The organism is Novosphingobium sp. FW305-C-111 (assembly GCF_058783565.1).
In genome coordinates, this window is record NZ_JBYSYP010000001.1 from 277,610 (window position 1) to 302,671 (window position 25,062).

22 protein-coding genes are annotated in these 25,062 nt (G+C 68.6%); 10 read left to right on the top strand and 12 right to left on the bottom strand.

What is annotated here, in order from left to right:
- Positions 1-26: 26 nt before the first annotated feature.
- The 3 genes from hemH to AC3WLD_RS01500 are packed head-to-tail and all read right to left on the bottom strand — an operon-like array spanning position 27 to position 4,067.
- Entirely contained in the window at positions 27-1,040 is a 1,014-nt protein-coding gene (gene hemH / locus AC3WLD_RS01490; RefSeq protein ID WP_492555333.1) for a ferrochelatase, read from the bottom strand.
- Entirely contained in the window at positions 1,040-3,298 is a 2,259-nt protein-coding gene (locus AC3WLD_RS01495) for a molybdopterin cofactor-binding domain-containing protein (protein WP_492555128.1), read from the bottom strand. Before AC3WLD_RS01495 ends, hemH begins: the two co-directional genes overlap by 1 nt.
- Position 3,299: 1 nt before the next feature.
- Positions 3,300-4,067 carry an Mrp/NBP35 family ATP-binding protein gene (locus AC3WLD_RS01500; protein ID WP_492555334.1) on the bottom strand — a complete coding sequence of 256 codons (768 nt, stop codon included), beginning with the start codon at positions 4,065-4,067 and terminating at the stop codon, positions 3,300-3,302.
- A 275-nt stretch (positions 4,068-4,342) separates the two neighbouring features.
- Here AC3WLD_RS01500 and hflK point away from each other — a divergent pair, with 275 nt between their 5' ends.
- From hflK to AC3WLD_RS01515, 3 genes are all read left to right on the top strand, one after another.
- On the top strand, positions 4,343-5,527 hold the full coding sequence (gene hflK, locus AC3WLD_RS01505; RefSeq protein ID WP_492555129.1) for an FtsH protease activity modulator HflK: 1,185 nt from the start codon (positions 4,343-4,345) through the stop codon (positions 5,525-5,527).
- Between the two features lies 1 nt (position 5,528).
- Positions 5,529-6,371, top strand: a complete 843-nt coding sequence (gene hflC / locus AC3WLD_RS01510) for a protease modulator HflC (RefSeq protein ID WP_492555130.1) — start codon at positions 5,529-5,531, stop codon at positions 6,369-6,371.
- Between the two features lie 114 nt (positions 6,372-6,485).
- Positions 6,486-8,009 (top strand): Do family serine endopeptidase, encoded by a 1,524-nt coding sequence (locus AC3WLD_RS01515; protein ID WP_492555131.1) that lies wholly within the window; start codon positions 6,486-6,488, stop codon positions 8,007-8,009.
- 66 nt (positions 8,010-8,075) lie between these two features.
- On the opposite strand, the gene AC3WLD_RS01520 is transcribed toward AC3WLD_RS01515, so the two are convergent.
- The 7 genes from AC3WLD_RS01520 to AC3WLD_RS01550 all read right to left on the bottom strand — a co-directional run bounded on the left by AC3WLD_RS01520 (position 8,076) and on the right by AC3WLD_RS01550 (position 13,734).
- Entirely contained in the window at positions 8,076-8,318 is a 243-nt protein-coding gene (locus AC3WLD_RS01520; RefSeq protein ID WP_492555132.1) for a hypothetical protein, read from the bottom strand.
- Between the two features lie 85 nt (positions 8,319-8,403).
- Positions 8,404-8,778: a (2Fe-2S) ferredoxin domain-containing protein gene (locus AC3WLD_RS01525; RefSeq protein ID WP_492555133.1), complete on the bottom strand. Its 375-nt coding sequence runs from the start codon at positions 8,776-8,778 to the stop codon at positions 8,404-8,406.
- Positions 8,771-9,187, bottom strand: coding sequence for an acyl-CoA thioesterase (locus tag AC3WLD_RS01530; protein WP_492555134.1), 417 nt, complete (start codon positions 9,185-9,187; stop codon positions 8,771-8,773). The genes AC3WLD_RS01525 and AC3WLD_RS01530 overlap by 8 nt, the downstream gene beginning before the upstream one ends.
- An 11-nt stretch (positions 9,188-9,198) precedes the next feature.
- A complete protein-coding gene (locus AC3WLD_RS01535; protein WP_492555135.1) occupies positions 9,199-10,989 on the bottom strand; it encodes an acyclic terpene utilization AtuA family protein in 1,791 nt (596 codons plus the stop codon).
- Between the two features lie 104 nt (positions 10,990-11,093).
- Positions 11,094-11,567: a DUF2497 domain-containing protein gene (locus AC3WLD_RS01540; protein WP_492555136.1), complete on the bottom strand. Its 474-nt coding sequence runs from the start codon at positions 11,565-11,567 to the stop codon at positions 11,094-11,096.
- Between the two features lie 50 nt (positions 11,568-11,617).
- Complete coding sequence (locus AC3WLD_RS01545) at positions 11,618-13,075, bottom strand: TolC family outer membrane protein (RefSeq protein ID WP_492555137.1); 1,458 nt, start codon at positions 13,073-13,075, stop codon at positions 11,618-11,620.
- Positions 13,076-13,080: 5 nt separating this feature from the next.
- Positions 13,081-13,734: a protein-L-isoaspartate O-methyltransferase family protein gene (locus tag AC3WLD_RS01550; RefSeq protein ID WP_492555138.1), complete on the bottom strand. Its 654-nt coding sequence runs from the start codon at positions 13,732-13,734 to the stop codon at positions 13,081-13,083.
- 190 nt (positions 13,735-13,924) lie between these two features.
- Between AC3WLD_RS01550 and AC3WLD_RS01555 the strand changes: the two genes are divergently transcribed.
- The 4 genes from AC3WLD_RS01555 to AC3WLD_RS01570 all read left to right on the top strand — a co-directional run bounded on the left by AC3WLD_RS01555 (position 13,925) and on the right by AC3WLD_RS01570 (position 18,918).
- Entirely contained in the window at positions 13,925-15,448 is a 1,524-nt protein-coding gene (locus tag AC3WLD_RS01555) for a fumarate hydratase (protein WP_492555139.1), read from the top strand.
- Positions 15,449-15,534: 86 nt separating this feature from the next.
- A complete protein-coding gene (locus tag AC3WLD_RS01560; protein ID WP_492555140.1) occupies positions 15,535-17,331 on the top strand; it encodes a histidine kinase in 1,797 nt (598 codons plus the stop codon).
- Positions 17,321-18,070, top strand: coding sequence for a LytR/AlgR family response regulator transcription factor (locus AC3WLD_RS01565; protein ID WP_492555141.1), 750 nt, complete (start codon positions 17,321-17,323; stop codon positions 18,068-18,070). Before AC3WLD_RS01560 ends, AC3WLD_RS01565 begins: the two co-directional genes overlap by 11 nt.
- A 77-nt stretch (positions 18,071-18,147) precedes the next feature.
- Positions 18,148-18,918 (top strand): SEL1-like repeat protein, encoded by a 771-nt coding sequence (locus AC3WLD_RS01570; protein ID WP_492555142.1) that lies wholly within the window; start codon positions 18,148-18,150, stop codon positions 18,916-18,918.
- A 3-nt stretch (positions 18,919-18,921) separates the two neighbouring features.
- Here AC3WLD_RS01570 and AC3WLD_RS01575 read toward each other — a convergent pair whose 3' ends face one another.
- Positions 18,922-20,430, bottom strand: a complete 1,509-nt coding sequence (locus AC3WLD_RS01575; protein WP_492555143.1) for a YifB family Mg chelatase-like AAA ATPase — start codon at positions 20,428-20,430, stop codon at positions 18,922-18,924.
- 147 nt (positions 20,431-20,577) lie between these two features.
- Here AC3WLD_RS01575 and AC3WLD_RS01580 point away from each other — a divergent pair, with 147 nt between their 5' ends.
- From AC3WLD_RS01580 to AC3WLD_RS01590, 3 genes are read left to right on the top strand one after another with little or no spacing between them, the layout of a single operon-like run.
- Entirely contained in the window at positions 20,578-21,282 is a 705-nt protein-coding gene (locus tag AC3WLD_RS01580) for a hypothetical protein (protein WP_492555144.1), read from the top strand.
- 41 nt (positions 21,283-21,323) lie between these two features.
- Complete coding sequence (locus AC3WLD_RS01585; protein ID WP_492555145.1) at positions 21,324-21,788, top strand: class I SAM-dependent methyltransferase; 465 nt, start codon at positions 21,324-21,326, stop codon at positions 21,786-21,788.
- Positions 21,789-21,812: 24 nt separating this feature from the next.
- Complete coding sequence (locus tag AC3WLD_RS01590; RefSeq protein WP_492555146.1) at positions 21,813-22,055, top strand: hypothetical protein; 243 nt, start codon at positions 21,813-21,815, stop codon at positions 22,053-22,055.
- Here AC3WLD_RS01590 and polA read toward each other — a convergent pair.
- Positions 22,052-24,889, bottom strand: coding sequence for a DNA polymerase I (polA, locus tag AC3WLD_RS01595; RefSeq protein ID WP_492555147.1), 2,838 nt, complete (start codon positions 24,887-24,889; stop codon positions 22,052-22,054). The genes AC3WLD_RS01590 and polA overlap by 4 nt on opposite strands.
- Between the last annotated feature and the right edge of the window lie 173 nt (positions 24,890-25,062).

Below are 25,062 nucleotides of genomic sequence, written 5' to 3' on the forward strand. Positions count from 1 at the left end.
TAATGTAAGCAGGCCTGCCCGAACCGTCAAATCCACCCGGCAAGCTCGCGCCGCACAAGCGTCTCGATCAGCTCCATGCCCGGACCGGAGGTGTTGAGGCAGGGCAGCGCGGCAAACTTCTCGCCGCCTGCCTCCACGAACGAATCGCGTCCGCGCAGGGCCAGTTCCTCGAGCGTTTCGAGACAGTCGGCGGAGAACCCCGGCGCGGCTATGGCGAGGCGGCGGGTGCCCTTCCTTGCCTCCTCGACCAGCACCGCGTCGGTTGCCGGTTCGAGCCATTTGGCCCGCCCGAACCGAGACTGGAAGGCGGTCTCGATCCGCAGCTGGGGATGCGTGGCGGCGAACCGCTCGCCGAGCAGGCGTGCGGTCTTCCGGCAGTGGCAATAGTAGGGATCGCCAAGCGTCAGTGTCCGCTCGGGCATCCCGTGGAAGCTGAGCAGCAGCACCTCCGGCGCAAAGTCCAGCCCGGCGAGGCTGGCTGACAGATCAGCGTGGAGCGCGCCGATATAGGCCGGATCGTCATGATAGGGAGGCAGGGTGCGCAGCGCCGGCAACCGCCGGTTCGCGTTGATCCAGGCCGCGAGTGCATCGAGCGAGCTTGCCGTCGTCGCGCCCGAATACTGCGGATAGAGCGGCGCCACGAGGATGCGCTCGCACCCTGCCGCGAGCAGCGCGTCGAGTTCGCGTTCCATCGCGGGACTGCCATAGCGCATCGCGTGCCGGACCACGGCAGCCTCGCCCAGCCGCTCCTGCAGGAGCCGCGCCTGCGCCGCCGTGATCGCGGCGAGCGGCGAGCCGTCCTCGCCCCAGACCTGGGCATAGGCGTGTGCGCTCTTCTTGGGCCGGGTGTTGAGGATGATCCCGCGCAGGATCGGCTGCCACACCAGCGCCGGGATCTCGACCACCCGGCGGTCGGAGAGGAACTGCTTGAGGTAGCGCTTCACCGCCCCCGCCTCGGGCGCATCGGGCGTGCCGAGGTTGGCGAGCAGGACGCCGACCTTGCCGGTGGCGATATGGGGATGGTCTGCGGGCTTTTGCATCATAGTCCGTCGGATAGCAGCGGCAGGCGGCGGAAGCGCAAGCCGGTCGCGGAGAAAAGGGCGTTGGCGATGGCCGGCGCAACCGCGACCGCGCCGATCTCGCCGGGGTCGAACGGGGGATCGTCGCTTTCGGCGAACCGTGTCACGATCTCGGGACAGTCGGCGACCAGCGGCAGGCCGAGCTCCGCCAGACGCCCGGTCAGCGGGACGCCGCGGGCATAGCTTGCCGCCCCGCCGATCGCCATGGCGAGGCCGAAGACGAGCCCGCCCTCGATCTGCTGGCGCGCGATATCGAGGTTCACGATCCGGCCGATGTCGGCAAACGCGGAGAGCCGGTCGACCCGCACCCCGTTTTCATCCCGCCGGGCCGTCGCGACGACCGCGATCCGCCCCGTGCGCCCGGCGATCTCCATGCGGTGGCAGGCGATCCCCTGACCCGAGGCGTCGCGTCCGCCGTCCCACTCCGCAAGCCGCGCCGCGCCGGTCAGGCAGGCGGCGAGGCGCGGGTCCTGGCCGAGCATGGCGATGCGGTAGCTCATCGGCTCGTGCCGGGCGAGCACGGCCAGTTCGTCGATGAAGCACTCGGTGAAGAACGCGGTGTAGCCATGGGCATTGCCGCGGTAACGTCCGGTCGGCAGCGGCAGCTCGACCGATACGTGGCTCAGCGCGAAGTTGGGCAAGGCATACGGCGGCACCGCCCCCTCGACCGCGAGCGGATCCGCCGCGCCGAGGCTGTCCGCCAGCGCCTCGACCGGGTCCTTGCCGCCCAGCAGCCGGCCCAGCGCCTCGCGCGCGGAGGCAGGAGTGGCGATGCGGGTCTTGAGCGCGAGCACCCGGCCCTCGTCGTCGGTCGCCGCCGCGAGGATCGCCGCAGCCGGCGCGCGCGGGAATACCGCCAGCGATTCCTGCCAGCGCGACCACAGCACCTGCACCGGCTTGCCCACTTTCACCGCGATCACCGCGGCCTCGGCGGCGACCTGGCTGTCGAGCCGGGCGTCGAACGAGCCGCCCGCCGCCATCGGATAGACCAGCACCTTCGAGGCCGAGATCCCCGCCGCCTCGGCCGCTGCGCGGCGAGCGTGGTCGGGCGCCTGCGTGGCGATCCACAGCTCGAGCGTCCCGTCGCGCAGCCGCGCGGTCGCGCTGGCGGTCTCGACCGCGGCATGAACCGCCGGATCGACATCGTAGCGCAGGGCAATCCTCGGCTTTTCGAGCAGCGCGTCGGCATCGCCGACGTCGAGCACCCGCCGCGTTGCACCCTTGCGGATCGCGGTGTCGAGCCGCTCCTCGATCGCGCTGCTGTCGGCAACCTTGCCGCTCGCCTTCCACAGCGGAGCGAGCGCGCGGACCGCCTTGTCCGCGGCGAACCAGTTGGTCGCGACGGCGGCGACCCAGCGTTCGCCCTGGACGACGTCGATCAGCCCGGTCACGCCCTGCGCCGCGTCCCGGTCGATCTTGGCCAGCACCGTATCGCCGAGCGGCCCGTGCGCGACCGAGGCATAGACCATTCCCGGCAGGCGCACATCGCCGGCGAAAGTGAAGCTGCCGTCGACCTTGGCAGGCAGATCGAGCCGCGGAAACATCGGCTTCGTGCCCTCGGGCGAGGTCGCCTGCTTTTCCGCGGCCGGCGCGGGCAGGAGCGGCGGGGGCTCGGGCGGGGAGAACCCGGCAGCGGCTTCGGCGAGGTCGGCGAAGCGCAGGCGCTTGTTCTCGTGAAGGACGAAGCCGTCGCTTGTCCGGCATTCTTCCCACGCAACGTCCCACTGGTCGGCCGCGGCCATGCACAGCACCGCGCGCACGCTCGCCGCTGCCTCGCGCAGCGGCTGTTCGTAGGCGGCGAGCGCGGTGCCTTCCGCCGTGACCACCAGCGGACCATCCTCGGCATAACGGCGCGCGACCGCATCGCCGGCCTTCTCGCCCACCGGCAGCCAATATGGCGCCCAGCGTTCGGCGAGCACCGGATCGGCATAGGCGGGGCTAAGCGCGGCCGGGGCGAGCGCGACCTGGCGCCAGTCCGCGCCCATCTCCACCGCGGCGACCTGCGCCAGCACGGTGGTGATGCCCTGGCCCATCTCGAGTGCGGGGTTCGCCACAGTCAGGACCCCGTCCCTCCCCAGCTTGAGCCACGCGTTGAACGCGAATTCGCCTTCGCCCGCGGCCAGCGGGTTCGCGTAGCGGCGGGGCAGCAGCGCCCACGCAGCCAGCAAGCCGCCGCCCGCCGCGGCGCCGATCAGCAGGCCGCGCCGGGTGACGCGCATCTTACTTCTGGTTCTCCAGCCAGGTGAGCACGCGGCGGGCGATGGCCTTGAACGCCTCGGCCGGCTCGCCCTCGCTGGCGGCGGGAGGCCGCCCGGCGTCGCTGTCGACGCGGATGCTCATGTCGAGCGGGATCCGCCCGAGGAAAGCCATGCCCATGGTCCGCGCCGCCGCTTCAGCACCGCCCTGCCCGAACGGATCGGACATCTCGCCGCAGTGCGGGCACACGTACCCTGCCATGTTCTCGACCATTCCGATCACCGGCACGCCGCCCTGCTCGAACAGGTTGACGGCGCGGGTCGCGTCGATCAGCGCGAGGTCCTGCGGGGTCGAGACGATCACCGCGCCCGCCGGCTTGTGGCGCTGGAGCATCGTCAGCTGCACGTCCCCGGTGCCGGGGGGCAGGTCGACCACGATGATCTCGATATCGCCCCATTCGGCGTCGACCAGCTGGCCGAGCGCATTGCCCGCCATCGGCCCGCGCCACGCGATCGCCTGGCCGGGCTCGACAAGGTGACCCATCGACAGCAGCGGCACGCCCCACGGGCTGTCAACCGGCACCAGCTTGTTCCCCTGCGCCTCGGGCCGCTGGCCCTCGTTGGCGAGCAGGCGCGGCTGCGAGGGGCCATAGATGTCGGCATCGACCAGCCCGACCTTCCTGCCGATGCGCGACAGCGCCACGGCGAGATTGGCGGACAGCGTCGACTTGCCGACCCCGCCCTTGCCCGAACCCACCGCGATGATCTTGCGCGCGCGCTTTTCGGCGGTCATCGCCACGCGCACGTCGCTGGCACCGGCCTTGCGCGCCGCATCGCGGACCGCGATCTCCAGCCGGTCGCGCTCCATCCGATCGAGCCCGCCGACCTCGAGCACCACCGTCGCGATCCCGTCCGCCCATTTCAGCGACTGGAGGCGCGATCCCGCCACCTGTTCCAGCGCCCCGCGCATCCCTGCTTCGTCAGCCGTATCCATCGCCAGCGCCCTAGCAGGGAAAATCAGCCGAGCGGACCCTGTTTTTATCGCGAATGCTTCCTATAACGGAGACCATGAACCTTGGTGGTGGACGCATATCGCGGATCGGCCTTGCCATGGCGGGTCGCAAGAGCCCGTGGGGCGGATCGGGAGAACAACCTTCGGCGCCGCAGGAGCCGGGCGAGGGCGATGCTTCGCCTGCCCCCTCCGGCGACGCGTCAAAAGGCGACGGGCCAAAGAGCGACGGGCCGCGCAATCCGTGGGTCCCGCCCGCCGGCAGCGGCGGCGAAGGGCCAGGGCCGCGCCGCTCGGCGAGCATCGAGGACATCTTCAAGGCCCGCGCCAACCGCGGCGGCGGTGGCGGCGGCCAGGGCGGCGGGTTCCCGCGCCTGCCGCAGCGGCCCGACGGCAAGTCGTGGCTGCCGATTGCGCTCGGCCTCGTCGCGCTGGCGTGGCTCGGCACCTCGACCTTCCACTTCATCGACGCGCAGGAAAAGGGCGTGGTCACGACCTTCGGCTCGTACTCGCGCACGCTCGGCCCCGGCGTCAGCATGACGCTGCCGTGGCCGATCCAGCAGGTCTCGGTGAAGAACGTCACGACCATCAACGTCGAGACGCTGCCGCAGGGCGAGGCGGAAACGCTGATGCTGACCGCCGACCAGAACCTGGTCGACATGAGCTACATCGTCCGCTGGAACATCAAGGACCTGAAACTCTATACCTTCCAGCTCGACGACCCGAACCGCACCGTGCGCGACGTCGCCGAGGCGGCGATGCGGCAGGCGATCGCCGAAGTCACGCTCGACGGGGCGATGGGCAACGGCCGCGCGGGGATCGAGCAGCAGGTGCGCGAGCGGATGCAGCGCACGCTCGACTTCTACCGCGCCGGCATCTCGATCCAGGGCGTCGAAATCAAGAAGACCGATCCGCCGGCCAAGGTCGTCGAAGCCTTCAAGGAAGTGCTGGCCGCGCAGCAGGACCGGCAGAGCGAGATCAACCGGGCCCAGGCCTGGGCCCAGCAGCTGACCCAGCGCGCCGAGGGCGAGGCGGCGCAGTTCGACAAGGTCTATGAGCAGTACAAGCTCGCGCCCGAGGTGACCAAGCGGCGCATGTATTACGAAACGATGGAACGCGTGCTCAGCCAGAACGACAAGGTCATCGTCGAAGCCCCGGGCGTGACGCCCTACCTGCCGTTGCCCGGCATGATCGCTGCCCCGGCCAAGGCGCCGGACGCCCAGCCCAAGCAGGGAGGACGCTGAGATGGAACGTCTCTGGCGAGAGCAGAAGGCCGTCGTCATCGCGGTGATCGCGCTGGTGGTGGCGCTGTTCAGCACGCTGATCGTCGTGCCCGAAACCAAGCAGGCCGTGGTCGTCCGCGTCGGCGAGCCGACCCGGGTGATCAACAAGTTCCGCCCCAATGTCGATTTCGGCATGACCGGGGCGGGCCTTTCCTGGCGGATCCCGTTCTTCGAGCAGGTGGTGTGGATCGACAAGCGGATGCTGTCGCTCGACATGGAGCGCCAGCAGGTGCTGTCGTCGGACCAGCAGCGGCTGCAGGTCGATGCCTACGCCCGCTTCCGGATCATCGACCCCGTCCGCATGGTCCAGTCGGCCGGGACGACCGAGCGCGTCGCCGAACAGCTCCAGCCGATCCTCAATTCGGTCCTCCGGCAGGAACTGGGCAAGCGCAGCTTCTCGTCGCTGCTGACCGCCGACCGCGGCGTCGCAATGGAGCGGATTCGCGCCGGGCTCGACAAGCAGGCGCGCGAATATGGTGCTCAGGTGATCGACGTCAGGATCAAGCGGGCTGACCTGCCCGACGGCACGCCGCTCGATTCGGCGTTCACCCGCATGGCCAGCGCGCGCAACCAGGCCGCGACGACGATCCGGGCGGAAGGGCTCAAGCAGGCACAGATCATCCGCGCCGAGGCGGAAGCGCAGGCGTCGAAGACTTATGCCGACAGCTTCGGCAAGGACCCGCAGTTTTACGACTTCTACCGCGCGATGCAGAGCTATGACGCGACCTTCGCGCAGAAGGACAGCCAGACCTCGATCATCCTGTCGCCCGACAACGAGTACCTGCGCCAGTTCCGCGGCAAGTGAGCCGCTGCGGAACCCGGCCATTCAATTCCCGTTCAGGCCATGCGGCGTGAATCACCAACCGGGATCTGGGCGGGGCGACGGCCCCGCACACACGAACAAAGAGGACGAAGCCCAGTGCGATATGCCTATGGAGTAACTTCGGCGCTGCTTCTCGCCGGCAGCGCGCTTACCCTCGTCACCGGTTTTCCCGCCGGGGCGCAGGTCGCCCAGAACGACCAGGCGGAAATGAGCCAGGTGGTGCCGCGCGCCGGCGCCCCGGCGAGCTTCGCTGACCTGACCGAGCAGCTCCAGCCGGCGGTCGTCAACATCTCGACCCGCCAGCGCGTCAAGGTCCAGGCCAATCCGTTCGCCGGCACCCCGTTCGGCGACCTGTTCGGCGGCCAGGGCGGCGGCGGCGAAACCACGCGCGAGGCGCAGTCGCTGGGCTCGGGCTTCGTGATCTCGGCCGACGGGTACATCGTCACCAACAACCACGTGATCACCGCCGATGGCCAGGGTGAGGTCGAATCGATCACCGTCACCATGACCGACGGAACCGATTATCCGGCCAAGCTGGTCGGCCGCGACGCCGCCTCGGACCTGGCGGTGCTCAAGATCGAGGGCTCTAAGCCTTTCCCCTTCGTCAAGTTCGGCGACAGCCGCCATGCCCGCGTCGGCGACTGGGTGATCGCGATCGGCAACCCGTTCGGCCTGGGCGGCACGGTCACCTCCGGGATCATCTCCGCGGTCTATCGCAACACCGGCACGGGTTCGGCCTATGACCGTTACCTGCAGACCGACGCCTCGATCAACCGGGGCAACTCGGGCGGGCCGATGTTCGACATGAACGGCCAGGTGATCGGCATCAACAACGCGATCTTCTCGCCGACCGGAGGCAGCGTCGGCATCGGGTTCGCGATCCCGGCGGAGATCGCCGCGCCGATCGTCGACAAACTGAGGACCGGCCAGGCGATCGAGCGCGGCTACCTCGGCGTGCGGATCCAGTCGCTGTCCGACGACCTCGCTGCCTCGCTGGGCCTGCCCAAGAACCGCGGCGAGTTCATCCAGTCGGTCGAGCCGGGCCAGGGCGCGGCACGCGCCGGGATCCAGCCGGGCGACGTCGTGGTCAAGGTCGACGGCAAGGAAGTCACCCCCGACCAGACGCTGTCATTCATCGTCGCCAATACTGCTCCGGGCAAGCGCATCCCGATCGAGCTGTTGCGCAACGGCCAGCGGCTGACCGTCAACGCAGTTGTCGGCAAGCGCCCGAGCGAAGAAGAACTCGCCCAGCAGAACTTCGGGCCAGACAACCAGCAGGACCAGAACCAGTTCGACAACGGCCCGCAGGCTTCGGGCACGGTTGAAAAGGCTTTGGGCGTCGCGGTGGTCGAGATGACGCCGGCGCGTGCGCGCCAGCTTGGCGTGTCGGAAACGACCAAGGGCCTGGTTATCACGCAGGTCGACGATTCATCGGATGCGGCGGCGAAGGGCCTGCAGCGGCTGGACATCATCCTGTCGGCCGGGTCCGCCGCGGTGGGCACCCGGGCCGATCTCGAAAACGCGATCAAGGCGGCCAAGGCGGCCGGGCGCGAGGCCCTGCTCCTGCGTGTCCAGCGCAGCGGGCAGCCCGCGCTGTACGTCCCGATCCGCCTGCGCTGACCCGTCAGCCGGCACGAGAAAAGGGCGGGAGCCGCGAGGCCCCCGCCCTTTTTCGTGTCCAGCCGCTTAGTAAGTCGCGGGCGGATCGCTGGCCGGGAAGCTTTCGTCCGCAGCCTGGTCGACCTTGTCCCATTCCTTGGGGTCGGAGCGCATGCCCTCGGTCCCGGCCGAACGAACCTGGGAGAAGTTGTTGCCCGACAATTCGCCGTCGGCGAACGCGGCACGCGGGCCTTCGCTCTCATTCTTCTTGGCGAAACGATAGATGGCGTAGCCGGTGGCCCCGGCGAGTGCCCATTGCAGGATACCCATAGGTGAAGACTCCTCGAATTCTCCCGGGGCTAGGCCCGGATCGAGGAAGAAACGCACGACCGGCTGATTCGGTTCGCGCCCTGTCTCAGTTTTGCGGCGGGCTGAGGCGGAAATTCTCGACCGGGACGCCGCCCACCAGATGCTCCTGGATGATCCGTTCGAGCACCGGCGGCGTGCACGAATGGTACCACACGCCCTCGGGATAGACGACCGCGACCGGCCCCTTCAGGCAGACGCGCAGGCATCCGGCCTTGTTGCGCAGGATGCCGACGTTTCCGCCGAGCTTCAGTTCGCCGAGCCGCTTCTTCAGGAATGCCCAGGCCGCGCGCCCGGTCTCTAGATCGCAGCACTTCGGCTTTTCGGGATCGACGCACAGGAAGATGTGACGCACCGTGGTGAAGCCGCCGAGCTGGGCGAGCGCGTATTCCGCCTGGGTCAACTCGTCCTGCGGTTCAGCCATCGCGCAGCAGCATCCTTTCGAAGCCGGCGCGCAGGTCGCCCTCGACGAGCGCGGGCTTGCCATCGACCGTCCGGACGATGGTCGAGCGGCAGAACGCGAAGACGCGGCCTTCCTGTTCAAGCAGCTGCACGGTGGTCCAGCTCGACCGGCCGATGTTCTCCAGCCCCACATAAACGGTGACGTCCTGCGGGAAGAAGGCCTGGTCGAGGTACTCGATCGCGACGCTGACGATCATCGCCTTGCGGTTGCCTGCCGCCTGACCAAACCGCACCCGGCCATCCTCGAACAGCGCGGCGATTGCCACGTTGTTGAGGTGCTGGTTGGGGTCCACGTCCGAGAACCGGGTGGTGACCCGGTGGACGAACGGATAGCGCGCGGGGTTCAGCAGCGAGGGATCGGGCTTGGCCATGGGCGGAGCCGTTACACCAAACCCGCGGGAACCCTAACCGGAATGTCGAGCAGCTGCTGCGCCTTGCCCTTGGCCAGCGGATCGACCCTGAGGCTCGCCAGTTGCCCGCCGCCGAGCGAATCGAGGAAGTGGAAGTTGAGCGCGCGCATCGCGGGCAATTCATAGGCCCGGACCTCGGGATTCGCGCCGCCCTCGAACTCGTGGGCGAACCATTCGCGCAGGCGTTCGGGCGATAGGTTGGCGCGGATCCAGGGGAGATACTCGGGCTTGCGGGCGATGACCCCGATGTTGAAGGCATCGCCCTTGTCGCCGGAGCGCGCCCAGGCCAGCTTGATCAGCGGGACTTCGATACCTGCGGCTGACAGGTCCGGTCTCTCCCCCGCACCCGGGCGATCCAGCGCGTCGGCGGAGAACCGGACGGCCGGGGCGGGCACGACTACGGTCTCTCTCGCCTCGCCGACCGTCACCGTCGCCGGCACGCTGTCGCGTTCCAGCGTCGTCGAGAACACCCGCAGCACCGGCCGGACCTCGGGCCGCCCACCGAACCAGCCAGCCGTGCCGACCGACATCGAGGTCGTCGGCGAATCGAATTCGCGGATGAAGTAATCGAACGCCCTGGGATCGTCGTGCTCGACCCCGACCCGGCAGACGACCTCGCGGGTCGCCATCGCCCGGGCGTTCGCGCCATAGCTCGATTCGGCGCCGAGCAGTTCGATCCTCTGGGCGCGGAACGGAGCGAGGTTCCTGTCGCGAAGCATTTCCTCGACCCGGGTGATCACCGCTTCGCACTGGCGCTGTCCTTTCCGCGCCGCATCGCGCCCGACCAGCGCCATGAACGCGAAGCAGCGGAAACCGTCCTTCCAGGTGATCGACACCTTGTAACGCCCGCTCGGCGGGTGGCCGATGCAGTTCGACACCATGACCCGGTTTTCACCGACCTGTTCGAGCTTCAGCTGCGTGAAGTCGCAGGTGACGTCGGGGAGCATGTAGGCCTGCGGATCGCCGACCTCGTAAAGCACCTGCTCGCCGACCACCGCCGGGGTGACGAGGCCACCGCTGCCTTCGGGCTTGGTCACCACGAACGAGCCGTCGGCGCTGCACTCGACGATCGGGTAGCCGATGTGCGCCCAGTCCGGCACGTCTTCCCAGTCGGTGAACAGCCCGCCCGAGCCTTGCGCGCCGCATTCGATGACGTGGCCGGCGAGGCTGCCGCCGGCGAGCTGGTCGAGATCGCCGGCACCCCACCCGAACTCATGGACCAGCGGGCCGAGGGTCAGCGCCGAATCGACGCAGCGCCCGGTCACCACCACGTCCGCACCCATCGCCAGCGCCCTGGCGATCGGGTCCGCGCCGAGATAGGCATTGGCGGTGAGGATCTGCTCGCGCGGCGGGAACGGCGCGCCGGTGAACATCTCCCCGCCCTCGGCCTCCAGCTCCGCCAGCCGCGGCATCAGATCATCGCCCTCGACCACTGCAATGCGGAACGACAGCCCCGCTTCTGCGGCATACTTCTGCATCCGCCGGGCGCAGGCGGCCGGATTGACCCCGCCTGCGTTGGTGACGATTCGCGTGCCCGTCTCCTTGATCAGGCGCAGGTTGTCCTTCCACACCCATTCTGTGAAATCGAGCGCGTAGCCGGATTCGGGATTTTTCTCCTTCATCCCGCCGAGCAGCGACATCGTTACTTCGGCGAGGTAATCCAGCGCGAGATAGTCGATGCCCGCCTTCATCAGCTGCACCGGGGCGACCGAGCTGTCGCCATAGAAGGCACAGCCCCCGCCGATCCGCACCATCTTGCCCATCGCGCTCTCCAATTCCTCTGATTGGAGGCAGGGGTTATCGCGCCGCCCGGTCAAGGCAACGGACAATCCGGGCGCGTTTCAGCGATCTGAAAGGCGTTTGAGCGTCAGCTCTTCTTGCCGGCGATCCGGGCGATCTCCGCCGCGACCATCTTCTCGACCATCGCGGGCAGGTTCTTGTCGAGCCATTCGGCCAGCATCGGGCGCAGCAGCTCGCGGGTCAGCCCTTCGAGCGAGGTTTCGCCCGAGCGGACAATCTGCGGGCTCGCGCCCGGCTCAGCCAGCACGGCCAGTGCCGCCAGCGAATCGCGCATCGAAGCGGCGGCGGCCGGGGCAATCAGGCCCGGTTCGTCCTTGCTGGCGTCTTCGCCCGGCTCGTCCATCGGCGCTGCCTCCATCTCGGTCAGTTCGAGCACTTCGTGCACGCGGGGACGTTCGGGCGCGGCTTCGGCGACGGCGGTGACGCCCTCGTTCTCGCGGCGCTGGCGCTGCTGCGCGGCTTCGGCGCGGTTGTCGCGCGCGATCACCTTCTTGATCGATTCGAGGATCTCCTCGACCGAAGGTTCACCAGCCTGGCGCATGCATAACCCCTGTCTTGTCCGCCCTGCGACCGCCCGAATCCCGAATCCCGTTACGGGACAGTCGTGGTCGGGATTGTGGCAGTCTGCGCCGGTGTGTCAACGGTGCGGGTCGACTGCGCCTTGGGATCGGGGTCCATCGCCCAGTCGAACCACTTGCCCTTCACCCGGTCGTAGTTGTCCTGCGGATCGTAGAGCGCACCGCCGTCGAGCCCGAGATCCTTGGCTTCCGCACGGCCCATCGCCGCGAGCAGGCTGAACCCCGCGACGTAGGCATTGCGCCGCGCCGCGACGAGCTGGACCTGCGCGCGCAGCAGCTCCTGTTCGGCGTCGAGGATGTTGAGGATCGTGCGATTGCCGACGGTGTTTTCGGCCCGCACGCCCTCGAGGCTGAGCGTCGCGGCTTCCACCGCCGTCTGGTTCATCGCGATGATCTCGTTGGCCGCCTGCCACGATGACCACGCCGAACGGACCTGCGCGATCACGTCGCGCTCGACCGCGATTTCCTGTTCGAGCGTCGCTCCGGCACGCGCCTGCGCCTGGCGCTCGCGCGCCGCGGGCAGGCCGCCCTGGAAGATCGGGATCGAGGCGCGCACGCCGACCTGCGCCGTCGTCTGGCGCTGGGTGAACGCAGCCCCGCCGCTGTTGCCGCCGAGCGTGCCGAGATAATCGGTGTAGTCCCCGCCGGTGAATACGCTGACCGTGGGCAAGCGTCCCGCGCCCGCGACCTCGATGTCGTACCCGGCGGCGCGGCTGCGCTCCTGCGCGGCGAGCAGATCGGGGTTGTGTTCGAGCGCGAAGGCCACCGCATCGTCCACGCTCGCGGGAAGACCCGGCAGCGGCGGCGGCGGCTGGAGATCGACCGGCGCCTTGCCGACGACCTGGATGTACCGCTCGCGGCTGGAAATGAGGTTCGCCTCGGCGCTGCGCAGGTCGCCGCGGGCGAGCGCAAGTCTCGAATTCGACTGGGCGACGTCGGTACGGGTGAGGTCGCCGATCTCGAAGCGGTCCTGCGTTGCCCTGAGGTTCACCGACAGGACCTCGACGTTGCTGCGGTTGAGCCCGACGATCGCCTGGTCCCGGATCACGTCCATGTAGGCGGCGACGACCTGGCTGAAGATCGCCGATTCGGTGCCGCGCAGGTCGAACTGCCCGGCAGCGACCCGCCGCTCCGCGCCGCGCACCGAGTTGCGCACCGCGCCGCCCGAATAGACTGGCACGCCGAGCTGGACCGAGGCATCGAGGGCCCGGTCGGGGGCGTTGAAGCTGTTGGCGCTCTTCTTGACGAATTCAGTGTAGGAGGCCGAGCCGTTGACCGAGGGCCGGCCCGCCGCCTTGGCGATCGGCACGCCCTCGTCGGTGGCGCGCTGGTTGGCGCGCGCGGCCTGGAGGTCGGGGTTGGTATTGTAGGCCATGACCAGCGCCTCGCGCAGGTCGTCGGCCCTCGCCGCGACGGCCCCGCCAAGCAAGGTTGCGCCCAGCAGCGCGGCGCGAATGGCAGGGGCTTTCATCGGGATCAGAAACTCCACTTTCGCGGTGCGGCAAATTCGGGAAGCACCGCGAAATCGGCTTCGCCCAGCGCGGTCAGCGCGACCACGCCGGCAGCCTTGCGGCCCGCGGCGAGACGGGTCACGCCGTTTTCGAGCCAGCCGGTGACGACGCGGCCGTCGTCGGCAAGCTGCTTCGCTATGTCGGCTGGCACCTGCTCCACCGCGCCATCGATCAGGATCAGGCTGTAGGGCCCGTGCTTCGCGGCGCCCTTGGCGAGCGGGCCGGCAACCCAGGTTCCGGCCTTGGCAGGCGCGGCATCCGCCAGCGCCGGATCGGCCTCGACCACGGTCAGCTTGCCGACCAGCGGGGCGACGACCGCCGCGAGGTAGCCGGTGCCGCTGCCGATGATCAGGACATTGTCGTCCGCGCCCGGCTCGGCCTCGATCAGCATCTGGCCGTGGGTCAGCGCCGGGGCGAGCACGCGCCCGCCGCCGAGCGGCACCGCGCGGTCGGCATAGGCGACACTGCGCCGCGATTCGGGCACGAAATCCTCGCGCGCCACCGCGTCCATCGCGGCAAGCACCGCCGGATCGTTGACGCCGCTGACGCGGAGCTGGCTGTCGATCATGGCCCGGCGCATCTGGGCCGAGGAAACGGCGGCCTGCTGCTCAATCACCATCGCTGAAACCTCATTGCGGGCTGTATTGCCCGTATAACACAGTTCGCGCAAGGCTCCCGCGGTCCCGGGCGTGCCTCGCGCTGCCGCGAAGGCCTCTAGAATATCGCTCAAGGTGCGCCAAGCGCTTTGCTTCCAACTGCGTGGGAGTTAGACGAACGGCATCACGCGTTTGCATCAGGGGAGTCGGGTAATGGGCGAAATGGTAACGATCCGTGAGGAAGACCTGGTCGAGAGCGTCGCCGACGCGCTCCAGTACATCAGCTATTTCCACCCGATGGACTACATCCGCGCGCTGGGCGAGGCATACAAGGCCGAGCAGGGTCCGGCCGCCAAGGACGCGATCGCCCAGATCCTCACCAACAGCCGGATGTGCGCCGAAGGGCACCGCCCGATCTGCCAGGACACCGGCATCGTCAACGTCTTCGTCGAATGGGGCCAGGACTGCCGGCTGGAGAGCGACCGCTCGCTGCAGGACGTGGTCGACGAGGGTGTGCGCCGCGCCTACCTCAACCCGGAAAACAAGCTGCGCGCCTCGGTGCTCGCCGATCCCGCGTTCACCCGTCGCAACACCCGCGACAACACCCCCTGCGTGCTCCACGTCGAGATGGTGAAGGGCAACAAGGTTTCGGTCGACGTCGCCGCGAAAGGCGGCGGCAGCGAGAACAAGTCCAAGTTCAAGATGATGAACCCCAGCGACAACATCGTCGACTGGGTGATCGAGATGCTCCCGCAGATGGGCGCCGGCTGGTGCCCGCCTGGGATGCTCGGCATCGGCATCGGCGGCACGGCGGAGCACTGCGTGCTGCTCGCCAAGAAGGCGCTGATGGAGCCGATCGACATGGCCCAGCTCAAGGAGCGGGGCCCCCAGAACGACATCGAGAAGATGCGGATCGAGATCTTCGACAAGGTCAACGCACTCGGCATCGGCGCGCAGGGACTGGGCGGCCTTTCGACCATCCTCGACGTCAAGATCCTCGATGCGCCGTGCCACGCCGCGGGCAAGCCTGTGGCGATGATCCCCAACTGCGCCGCGACCCGCCACGCCCACTTCACCCTGGATGGCTCGGGGCCGAAGTTCCTCGAGGCGCCGAAGCTCGACGAATGGCCCGAAGTCCACTGGGCGCCCGACAGCGCGGCCAAGCGCGTCAACCTCGACGCGCTGACTCACGAGGAAGTGCAGAGCTGGAAGGCGGGCGATCGCCTGCTTCTCAACGGCAACATGCTGACCGGCCGCGATGCCGCGCACAAGCGCATCCAGGACATGATCGCCAAGGGCGAGGAAATGCCGGTCGAGTTCAAGGGCCGGGCGATCTACTACGTCGGCCCGGTCGATCCGATCATGGGCGAAGTCGTCGGCCCCGCGGGGCCGACCACCGCGACCCGCATGGACAAGTTCACCGACATGATGCTCGACCTTGGCCTGCTGGCGATGATCGGCAAGGCCGAGCGCGGCCAGGGCGCGGTCGACTGCATCGCCAAGCACAAGGTCGCCTACCTTATGGCGGTCGGCGGCGCGGCCTATCTCGTCGCGCGGGCGATCAAGGAAGCGAAGGTCGTCGGCTTCGAGGACCTCGGCATGGAGGCGATCTACGAATTCAACGTGGTCGACATGCCGGTGACGGTCGCGGTCGATTCGACCGGGGTCAACGTCCACCGCGAAGCGCCGCTGATCTGGAAGAAGAAGATCGCCGACGAAGGGCTGCTGCCGGCCTGAGGCGGGCCTTGCCCTTCGACCAACCGCCGATTCCGCCCGACTGCCGCCACTGGCGCGCGGCGGGCGGCGCAGCGTAAAAGACGGCGATGTCCGTTTCCGGCGAAGCCCAGCCCGTCCCGAGCGTGCCCGCCCGGCAGGTGATCCTGTCGGCGGCGGCGCTGTGGCTGTGCTACTTCGCGCTGATCACCGTGCGCGGGCTGGTGGTCGAGCTGGGCGAATTCAACGAACTGCTGTGGCGGCGGGCGCTGGTCACCGCGATCGGCATCATCGTGACGATCATGGCCTGGCCGCTGCTGCGCCGCTTCGACGGGCGCAGCCTCGTCGCCCGGGCCGTCGCCGCGCTGGTGATCATGTTCCCTGCGGCGCTGGCCATCGCCTTTGCCAACCAGCTCGCCTTCGCGCCGGTCGAGAAGCGCATGCTGACCCGGATCACGCAGGAGCAACAACAGCAGCAACAACAGCAGGATTCGCGGACGCCCGAACAGAAGGCCAGCGACGCCCAGGCCGAAGCCAGCATCAAGATCCGCCACGACGTGTCCGGCAACGTGCTGGTCGACGTGCTCGACGAAAACCTCGTCAAACCCAAGGCCCCGCCGGCCCCGCCGCCCGCTCCCGATCCCAATCCCAATCCCAACCCGCGCGCGAACCCCGCCCCTCCGGCGCCACCGGCCCCGCCCGAGATGCAAGGGATTTCCCGCGCGCCCGACGGGTCGACCGTGATTCGCCGCCCCGGTGTCCTGATCGTCCGCCGGCCCGACGGGTCATCCGAAGTCCGCGCAGGCGGGATGATCATCAAGACCACCGGCGAAGACGAGCTCGAAACGATCGAGCCCGACGAGAATGCCGAGGATCTCGATTTCGACCCGGACGAGGCCGCGCCCCCGGTCCCCGCCGCTCCCGCTGCCAAGCCCGCTCCCCCGGCCGCCCCTGCGCCGCGCGCGACGACGCGGGTCGTCCAGGTGCGCGAGCATCACGCAGCGCCTGCGCCGGCACCTTCAGCGAGGCCGACCAAGGCCGCAACCACGCCGGCCGCTCCCGCCGTCCCCGCAGCTTCGCCGACACCGGCCGCCGCAGCGGTGCCGGCTATGCCCGCACCGGCACGCGAGGCCACGATCAAGATCATCCAGAAGTCGGTCGATGACGAGGGCCTGTGGCGGCAACTGACCGACGTCGCGCTCGGCCGCTACTTCCTCCTGCTGGCGTGGGCGGCGCTGTACCTCGCGCTCGGCAACGCCGCGCAGGTCCAGGCCGCAGAACGCCGCGAGGGCGAGTTCAAGCGCGCCGCGAAGAACGCCGAGCTGCGCAGCTTGCGCTATCAGGTCAACCCGCACTTCCTGTTCAACACGTTGAATTCGCTGTCCGCTCTGGTCATGTCTGGCCGGTCCGAGAAGGCCGAGCAGATGATCCAGACGATGTCGAACTTCTATCGCCACAGCCTCGCCAGCGCGCCGACCGCCGACGTGCCGCTGGAGGACGAGATCGCGCTGCAGCGCCATTACCTAGAAATCGAGGCCGTGCGCTTCCCCGAACGGCTGCTGACCGAGTTCGACGTGCCGGATGACCTTGCCGACGCCTGCGTGCCGGGGATGATCCTCCAGCCGCTGGTCGAGAATTCGGTCAAGTATGCGGTGTCCTCCACCAGCAGCCCGGTGACGATCCGCATCTCGGCGCGCGAGGCCGCTGGCAAGCTCATCCTGACCGTGTCCGACGATGGCCCGGGAAAGCCCGACGGGCTGATGGGCGGCACCGGCATCGGCCTCGCCAACGTCCGCGACCGGCTCGCGGCGCGCTTCGGCGACGAGGCGAGCATCGAAAGCGGCCCGCTGCCCGCAGGCGGCTATTCCACGACCCTGATCATCCCGGTGGTGCGCAATGACTGCTGATGCCGAAGCCCCTTCCCCCTTGCGCACGCTGATCGTCGATGACGAGCCGCTGGCAGTGGAGCGGATGCAGATCCTCTGCTCGCGCCTGCCCAGCCTCTCGGTTGTCGGCACCGCCAGCGACGGCGCGGCGGCGCTGCGGCTGGTCGAGGCGCTCTCGCCAGACCTGCTGCTGCTCGACATGACGATGCCGGAGGTCGACGGGCTGTCGGTCGCGCGCCGACTCGCCAGCCAGCCGAACCGCCCGGCGATCGTCTTCGTCACCGCGCACGACCATTTCGCGGTCGAGGCGTTCGATCTCGACGCGGTCGATTATGTCCTCAAGCCCGTCGCGCAGGACCGGCTGGAGCGGGCGATCGAACGCGCCGTGGCTCGCCGCGCGCCCGGCAGTACCGCCACCCCCCAGGCCGAGTGGATCGAGGAGTTCTGGGTCCCCCACCGTTCTGAACTGATCCGCATCGCCGCGTCCGACCTCGAGCGGATCGACGCCGAGCGCGATTACGTCCGCCTTCATGTCGGGCAGCGCAGCTATCTGATGCTGCACACCATCGCCGGGCTGGAAGCGCGGCTCGATCCCGAGCGCTTCATCCGTCTCCACCGCTCGACCATCGTCCGCCGCGACCGCATCGCCGGGCTGCGCCACGACGGCCTCGGCGTGTGGTCGGCGGAACTGGCCGACGGCACCGCGCTGCGCATCGGCCGGACCTATCTGGCGAAGGCCAAGGCCATGGCCGGACGCTGAGCGCGCCTGTGTCATTGATCATTTGCACGAAGCCTGCCCCGCGCTAGCAAGGGCGCATGACGGGGAGGTCTGTACCGATGCGCTTGATACCCATTCTCGCCGCGTTCGCCGCGGTCCTGTTCGCCGTTCCTGCCTCAGCCCAGGATCCGATCGCACAGTCGGTCGAGATGCTGGAAAACTACGACACCAACGGAGCCAGGGAAGTGCTCGACGCCGCCTGCAAGGGCGGCAACACCGAAGCCTGCTGGCGGCTCGCGCTGGTCATGTCGGAAGATTACCGCGACGAGGCCAGGGCGGAGGCCGACAAGCAGTTCCTCGCCAACTGCGCGAAGGGAGAGGCGCGCAGCTGCTACATGGTCCAGCGCCGTGTTTCCTACGATGCGGACGATAAGAGCAAGGCCCGTGGTATCACAGCCCTGCGCAAGGCCTGCGACGGTGGTCTGGGCTATGCATGCGACGACCTCGCCGACCAGCTCGAAAGTGACGGCAGCCAAGCCTCCGCACTGACTGATGCGCTGGAGAAGGAGATCGCTGATCTCTATGAAAAGGGTTGCGCGCAAGGCTTCCGCTCCGCCTGCGAGTCCGCCGCCAACTATTTCGGCAACGAGTATGAAAACCCGCTGTTTGATCGCTCCAAAGCCATCGCTTTGAGGCTCAAGGCCTGCGAGATGGGGTCCGAAGACGGCTGCCGCTGGATTCCTGACCTCGAGCGCGGCGCAATCGCGGATGGCGAATCACCGACAGTCGAACAGCTCAGGCGCTGGCAAGGCTTCCGCAAGCGCGCTTGCGAGCTTGGCGGTTCCTCGTCGTGCGAATCGTGGCTCAACGAGCAGGTGAAGGTGCCCTGACCGTCACGCCCGCGGTGCCATCCGCCGGTAGCTGAGCGCCTCGGCCACGTGGATGCGGCCGACCGTCTCCGCCCCGGCAAGGTCGGCGATGGTCCGGGCGACTCGCAGCATCCGGGTATAGCCGCGCGCCGAGAGCCGCATCGCATCGGCCGCCTGCATCAGCAGCTTGCGCCCCGGCTCGTCAGGTGTGGCGTAGCGGTCGAGCGCGTCGCCATCGAGCTCGGCGTTGGTCCTGAGGCCCAGCGGTTCGAGCCGCGCGGTCTGCACACTCCGCGCCCGCGCCACCCGCGCCGCGACCTCGTCCGAACCCTCTGCGGGCGGCGGCAGGGCGAGGTCGGCGGCGGACACCGGATCGACCTCGACATGCAGGTCGATGCGGTCGAGAAGCGGACCTGAGACCCGGCTCTGGTAATCCCCCGCGCAGCGCGGGGCGCGGCTGCAGCCCAGTGCGGGATCGCCGAGGTGTCCGCAGCGGCACGGGTTCATCGCCGCGACCAGCTGGACCCGCGCCGGAAAGGTGACGTGGGCGTTGGCCCGCGCGACGGTGACCTCGCCCGCTTCCAGCGGCTGGCGCAGCGAATCGAGCACCGGGCGCTGGAATTCGGGCAGTTCATCCAGAAACAGAACGCCGAGATGGGCGAGGCTGACCTCGCCCGGCCGCACCTTCAGCCCGCCGCCGGTCAGCGCCGCCATCGAGGCCGAGTGGTGGGGACTGCGGAACGGGCGACTGCGGCTGATCTTGCCGTCTTCCAGCGTCCCCGCGACCGAAGCGACCATCGACACCTCCAGCGCCTCGGCCGGGGTCAACTGCGGAAGGATGCCGGGCAGGCACGCCGCCATCAGCGACTTTCCGGCACCCGGCGGGCCGATCATCAGCAAGTTGTGCCCGCCCGCCGCGGCGATCTCCAATGCGCGCTTGGCGGTTTCCTGACCCTTGACCTGCTTGAGGTCCGGCCCCCGCCGCACGGTTTCCGCCTCGCCCGGTTCGGGCGGGGGAAGGCGCTGGGTGCCTTTGAGGTGGTTGAGCAGGCTGATCAGGTTCGGTGCGGCGACCACCTCGATCCCCGTCGCCCAGCGCGCCTCGCTCCCCTGCGCGGCAGGGCAGATCAGGCCCTTGTCCTCGCTGCTGGCGTGAAGCGCGGCGAGCAGCACGCCGGGTGAGGGGATGATCCGCCCGTCGAGCGCCAGTTCGCCAACCGCCTCGAAATCGGCGATCTGCTCGAGATCGACCACCCCCATCGCCGCCAGCAACGACAGCGCGATCGGAAGGTCGAAGTGCGAGCCTTCCTTGGGCAGGTCGGCCGGGGAAAGGTTGATGGTGATCCGCTTGGGCGGCAGCGCGAGGCCCAGTGCCGATAACGCCGCGCTCACCCGGTCGCGGCTTTCGCGCACCGCCTTGTCGGGCAGGCCGACCACGGCGAAGGCCGGCATGCCCCGGGCGATCTGGCACTGCACCTCGACGCTGCGCGCCTCCAGCCCGAGGTAGGCGACCGTCGATACCAGCGCGACCATGCGGAAAACTCCCTAGCGGGACTGCGTATCGCCGCGCCGTGCGCCCGCGCCAAGGCAACCGCTCCATTTCCGAAGCGAAACATGGTCAACGGCATTTAACCGCCTTCCTTCGCGAAACGGCAAGCCCGCGCGCGCGAGATGGGCACCATGCGCCGCTTTCTCGCCGTCCCTGCCGCCTTGGCTGCCCTGCTAATCGGCTTCGCCCAGCCTGCGCTGGCCGAGGTGATCAGCTCGCGCACCTGGACCGACGCCGACGGTACGGTCTGGACCGAGACGGTCGAGGAGGTCGAGCAGGGCAGCGAACGCTTCGTCGCCGCGCCGCCCGTCGACGTGCCCGCGATCGCCAACTTCGGCCCGTTCCGCGTGCTCGATCCTGGCCGTGCCGCGCTCGTGGGCGAGACCGACGGATTCACCCCGCACGAATTCCAGGCGATGCTCCGGGCCTATCCGGGCCTGCGGGTGCTGGAAATGATCGACTGCCCCGGGACGGTCGACGACACCGCCAACCTCAGGCTCGGCCGGATGATCCGCGCCGCGGGAATCGCCACCCACGTCCCGGCGAACGGCTCGGTCCGTTCGGGGGCGGTCGAGCTGTTCTTCGCCGGCGCGACCCGCAGTGCCGAGCCGACAGCCGAATTCGCGGTCCATTCCTGGCTCGACACCAACGGACAGGAAGCGGGCGATTTTGCCTCCGACGATCCGGTCAACCGCACCTACCTCGCCTATTATCGCGAAATGGGCCTGAGCCGCGAGAACGCCGCCGCGTTCTATGCGCTGACCAATTCGGTCCCGAACGACGAGGCGCTGTGGCTGCACACGCCCGACATCGCGCGGTTCGCCAGCCTCGACTGACCCGGTTGTCCGGCCAAGGCGCCGTACGTAGAACACCCGCCATGACCGCGCTCTACGACACCATCGGCGTGAACTATGCCGCACTGCGCCGGCCCGATCCGCGGATCGCCGCGCAGATCGAGGCGGCACTGGGCGATGCGGGGACGGTCCTCAACGTCGGCGCGGGGACTGGCTCGTACGAGCCGCGCGGGCGGAAGGTGACGGCCGCCGAGCCATCGCTCGAAATGATCCGCAAGCGCGCGCCGGATGCGGCGCCGGCCGTGCAGGCGGCGGCGGCGGAGCTGCCGTTTTCCGACAACGCCTTCGACGCCTCGATGGCCGTGCTCACCGTCCACCACTGGCCCGACAAGGCAGCGGGCCTTCGCGAAATGCGCCGGGTGACGCGCGGCCGGATCGTCTTGCTCACCTTCGATCCGGCGAGCCGCCCGTGGCTCACCGATTACCTCCCGCGACTCGCTGCGCTCGACGAGGCGCAGATGCCGCGTATCGACGACTACGCGCGGTGACTCGGCCCGGTGCGGATCGAGCCGGTGGCCATACCGGCCGACTGCATCGACGGGTTCCTCTATGCCTACTGGCGGCGGCCCGCGGCCTACCTCGATCCGCGCATCCGCTCAGGCAGTTCCTCGTTCTGGGCGCTCGGCGACTGCGCGGCGGAGCTGGCGCGGCTGGAGGACGATCTCGGCAGCGGCGGGTGGACGCGGCGCTATGGCGAGATCACCGCGCTGGACAGCTACGATGCCGGCTACCGGCTGGTCATCGCCGAGGGCTAGTGCGCAGCGCCCCATGACAGGCCGGTCCCGATCTCGATGCCGAGCGGCACCGAGAGCTTGACCGCCGGCTCGGCCGCTTCGGCCATGACCCGCTCGATCACCGGCTTCGCGGCTTCGGCGTCGCCTTCGGGCAATTCGAACACCAGTTCGTCGTGGACCTGCAGCAGCATCTTCACATGGCCGAGCCCCGCGTCCTCGAGCGCGGGCATCATCCGCGCCATAGCCCGCTTGATGATGTCTGCACTGGTGCCCTGGATCGGCGCGTTGATCGCGGCGCGCTCGCTCCCCTGGCGTTCGGCCTGCTGGCTGGAATTGATCCGCGGGAACCAGGTCTTGCGGCCGAACAGGGTCTGCGAATAGCCGCAGCTGCGGACGCTTTCGAGCGTGCCGTGGATGTAGTTCCGGATGCCGGGAAAGCGCTCGAAATAGCGGTCGATCATCGCCTGCGCCTCGTCCGCCGAAACGCCGAGCCGCCCGCCGAGGCCCCAGCGGCTGATGCCGTAGAGAATCGCGAAGTTGATTGTCTTGGCGCGGCCGCGGGTGTCGCGGTCGACAGTGCCGAACATCTCCATCGCGGTGCGCGAGTGGATGTCCTCGCCGGCCGCGAAGGCGTCCTTGAGCGCGGGTACGTCGGCCATGTGGGCGGCGAGTCGCAGCTCGATCTGCGAGTAGTCAGCGGCGAGCAGGACATTGCCGGGTTCGGCGACGAAGGCATCGCGGATCTGCCGGCCGATCTCGGTGCGGATCGGGATGTTCTGCAGGTTCGGATCGGTCGAGGACAAACGCCCGGTCTGCGCGCCGACCAGGCTGTAGCTGGTGTGGACGCGGCCCGTCGCCGGGTTGATCGCCGCCTGCAGCGCATCTGTGTAAGTGGACTTGAGCTTCGACAGCTGGCGCCAGTCGAGCACCTTCGTCGCGACGACCGCACCCTGCGCGGCCAGCCCTTCGAGGATGGCCTGGTCGGTCGAGTACTGCCCGCTCTTGCCCTTGCGCCCGCCCTTGTAGCCGAGCTTGTCGAACAGGATGTCGCCCAGCTGCTTGGGACTGCCGATGGTGAAGCTTTCGCCGGCGAGCCCGTAGATCTCCTGCTCGAGCGCGGCGATCTGGTGGGAGAACTCGGTCGAAAGCGCGGCGAGCCGCTCGCGGTCCACCCGGATGCCACTGCGCTCCATCATCGCCACGACCGGGATCAGGGCACGGTCGACGCGGTGGTAGATCCGGCTGCCGCCTTCCTCGACGAGCCGGGGTGCGAACAGCTTATGCAGCCGCCAGGTCACATCGGCGTCCTCGGCGGCGTAGCGGGTGGCGTCGGCGAGCGGGACTTCGCTGAACGAGATGGCCTTCTTGCCCGTCCCGCAGAGGTCCTTGAACTTCATCGTGGTGTGGGAAAGGTGGCGTTCGGCTAGCTCGTCCATGCCGTGCCCGGCCAGCCCCGTCTCGCTGCGCCCGGCGTCGAGGCAGAAGCTCATCACCATGGTGTCGTCGATCGGCGCGACATCGATGCCGTGGCGGGCGAGCACGTTGAGGTCGTACTTGATGTTCTGCCCGACTTTCAGCACCGCATCACTTTCCAGCAGCGGCTTCAGCGCGGCGATCGCCTCCTTCTGGTCGACCTGGACGGGACGCTCGGCGAACATGTCGCTGCCGCCGTGGCAGAACGGGATGTAGCAGGCGTCATTGGGTCCGAGCGCGAGGCTGACGCCGACAAGATCGGCACGCATCGAATCGAGCGCGCTGGTTTCGGTGTCGATCGCCACCATCCGCGCCTCGAAGGCACGGGCGATCCACTGCTGGAGCTCGCCCATCGACTGGACACATTGATAGCTGCCGAGTTCGAACGCCGGCCATTCGGGCAGCGGCTGGCGATTGCCCTGCGGCGCGGCCGGCGCGCCGGACGTGGTCGGCTTGGCCGGGTTGAGCTGGGTCGCCCGCTCGGGGCTGCCCTTGCCGAGGTCGAGCCGCTTCAGCAGGCTGGTGAAGCCATGTTCCGAAAGGAACGCGGCGAGCGGCTCGGGCGGGATCTTGTCGAGCGCGAAATCGTCGAGCGGGATCGGCAACTCGCAGTCTTCCTTGAGCGCCACCAGCACGCGCGACAGCCGCGCCATCTCGGCCTGCTCGATCAGGCTCTGCTGCATCTTCGACGGCTTCATCGTCGGCGCCGCGGCGAGCGCGGCCTCGAGGCTGCCGTATTCCTGGATCAGCTTGGTCGCGGTCTTGGGGCCGATCCCGCGGATGCCGGGAACGTTGTCGACCGCGTCGCCCATCAGCGCGAGCACGTCGCCGACCAGCTCGGGCGGGACGCCGAACTTTTCGACCACCTCGGGAATGTCGATCCGCTGGTTCTTCATCGTGTCGAGCATGTCGACACAGCCGCCGCCCTCGGCGCATTGGCCGACGAGCTGCATTAGGTCCTTGTCGGAGCTGACGATGGTCACGTCCCAGCCGCGCCGGGTCGCCTCGCGGGCGTAGCTGGCGATGAGGTCGTCTGCTTCGAGATCGTCTTCCTCGATGCACGGCAGGCTGAATGCGCGGGTCGCGTCACGGATCAGCGGGAACTGCGGCACCAGGTCTTCGGGCGGCGGCGGGCGGTTCGCCTTGTACTGGTCGTAGAGCGCGTTGCGGAACGAGGTCGAGCCCTTGTCGAGGATGACCGCGAGATGGGTCGGCCCGTCGGCCTTGTGGAGGTCCTCGGCGAGCTTCCACAGCATCGTCGTGTAACCATAGACCGCGCCGACCGGCACCCCTTGCGGGTTCGTCAAAGGCGGCAGGCGGTGGTACGCGCGGAAGATATAGGCCGAGCCATCGACCAGGTAGAGATGCTGCTTGGAATCCATGGCGAGGGTCCTAGCAGGCGCGGCTCGGGGCGTCATCGGCTTTGCCAGATCGGGTCCACGGAGTGTCCGTCGATGGAAAAGCACGCTCCGGCGCAGACCGCTGATTTCTGCGGTTTCCGCGTCCCTGCGGGGTGGGTCGTTCCGCAATGCAATGCGTAACGCTTGCATGAACG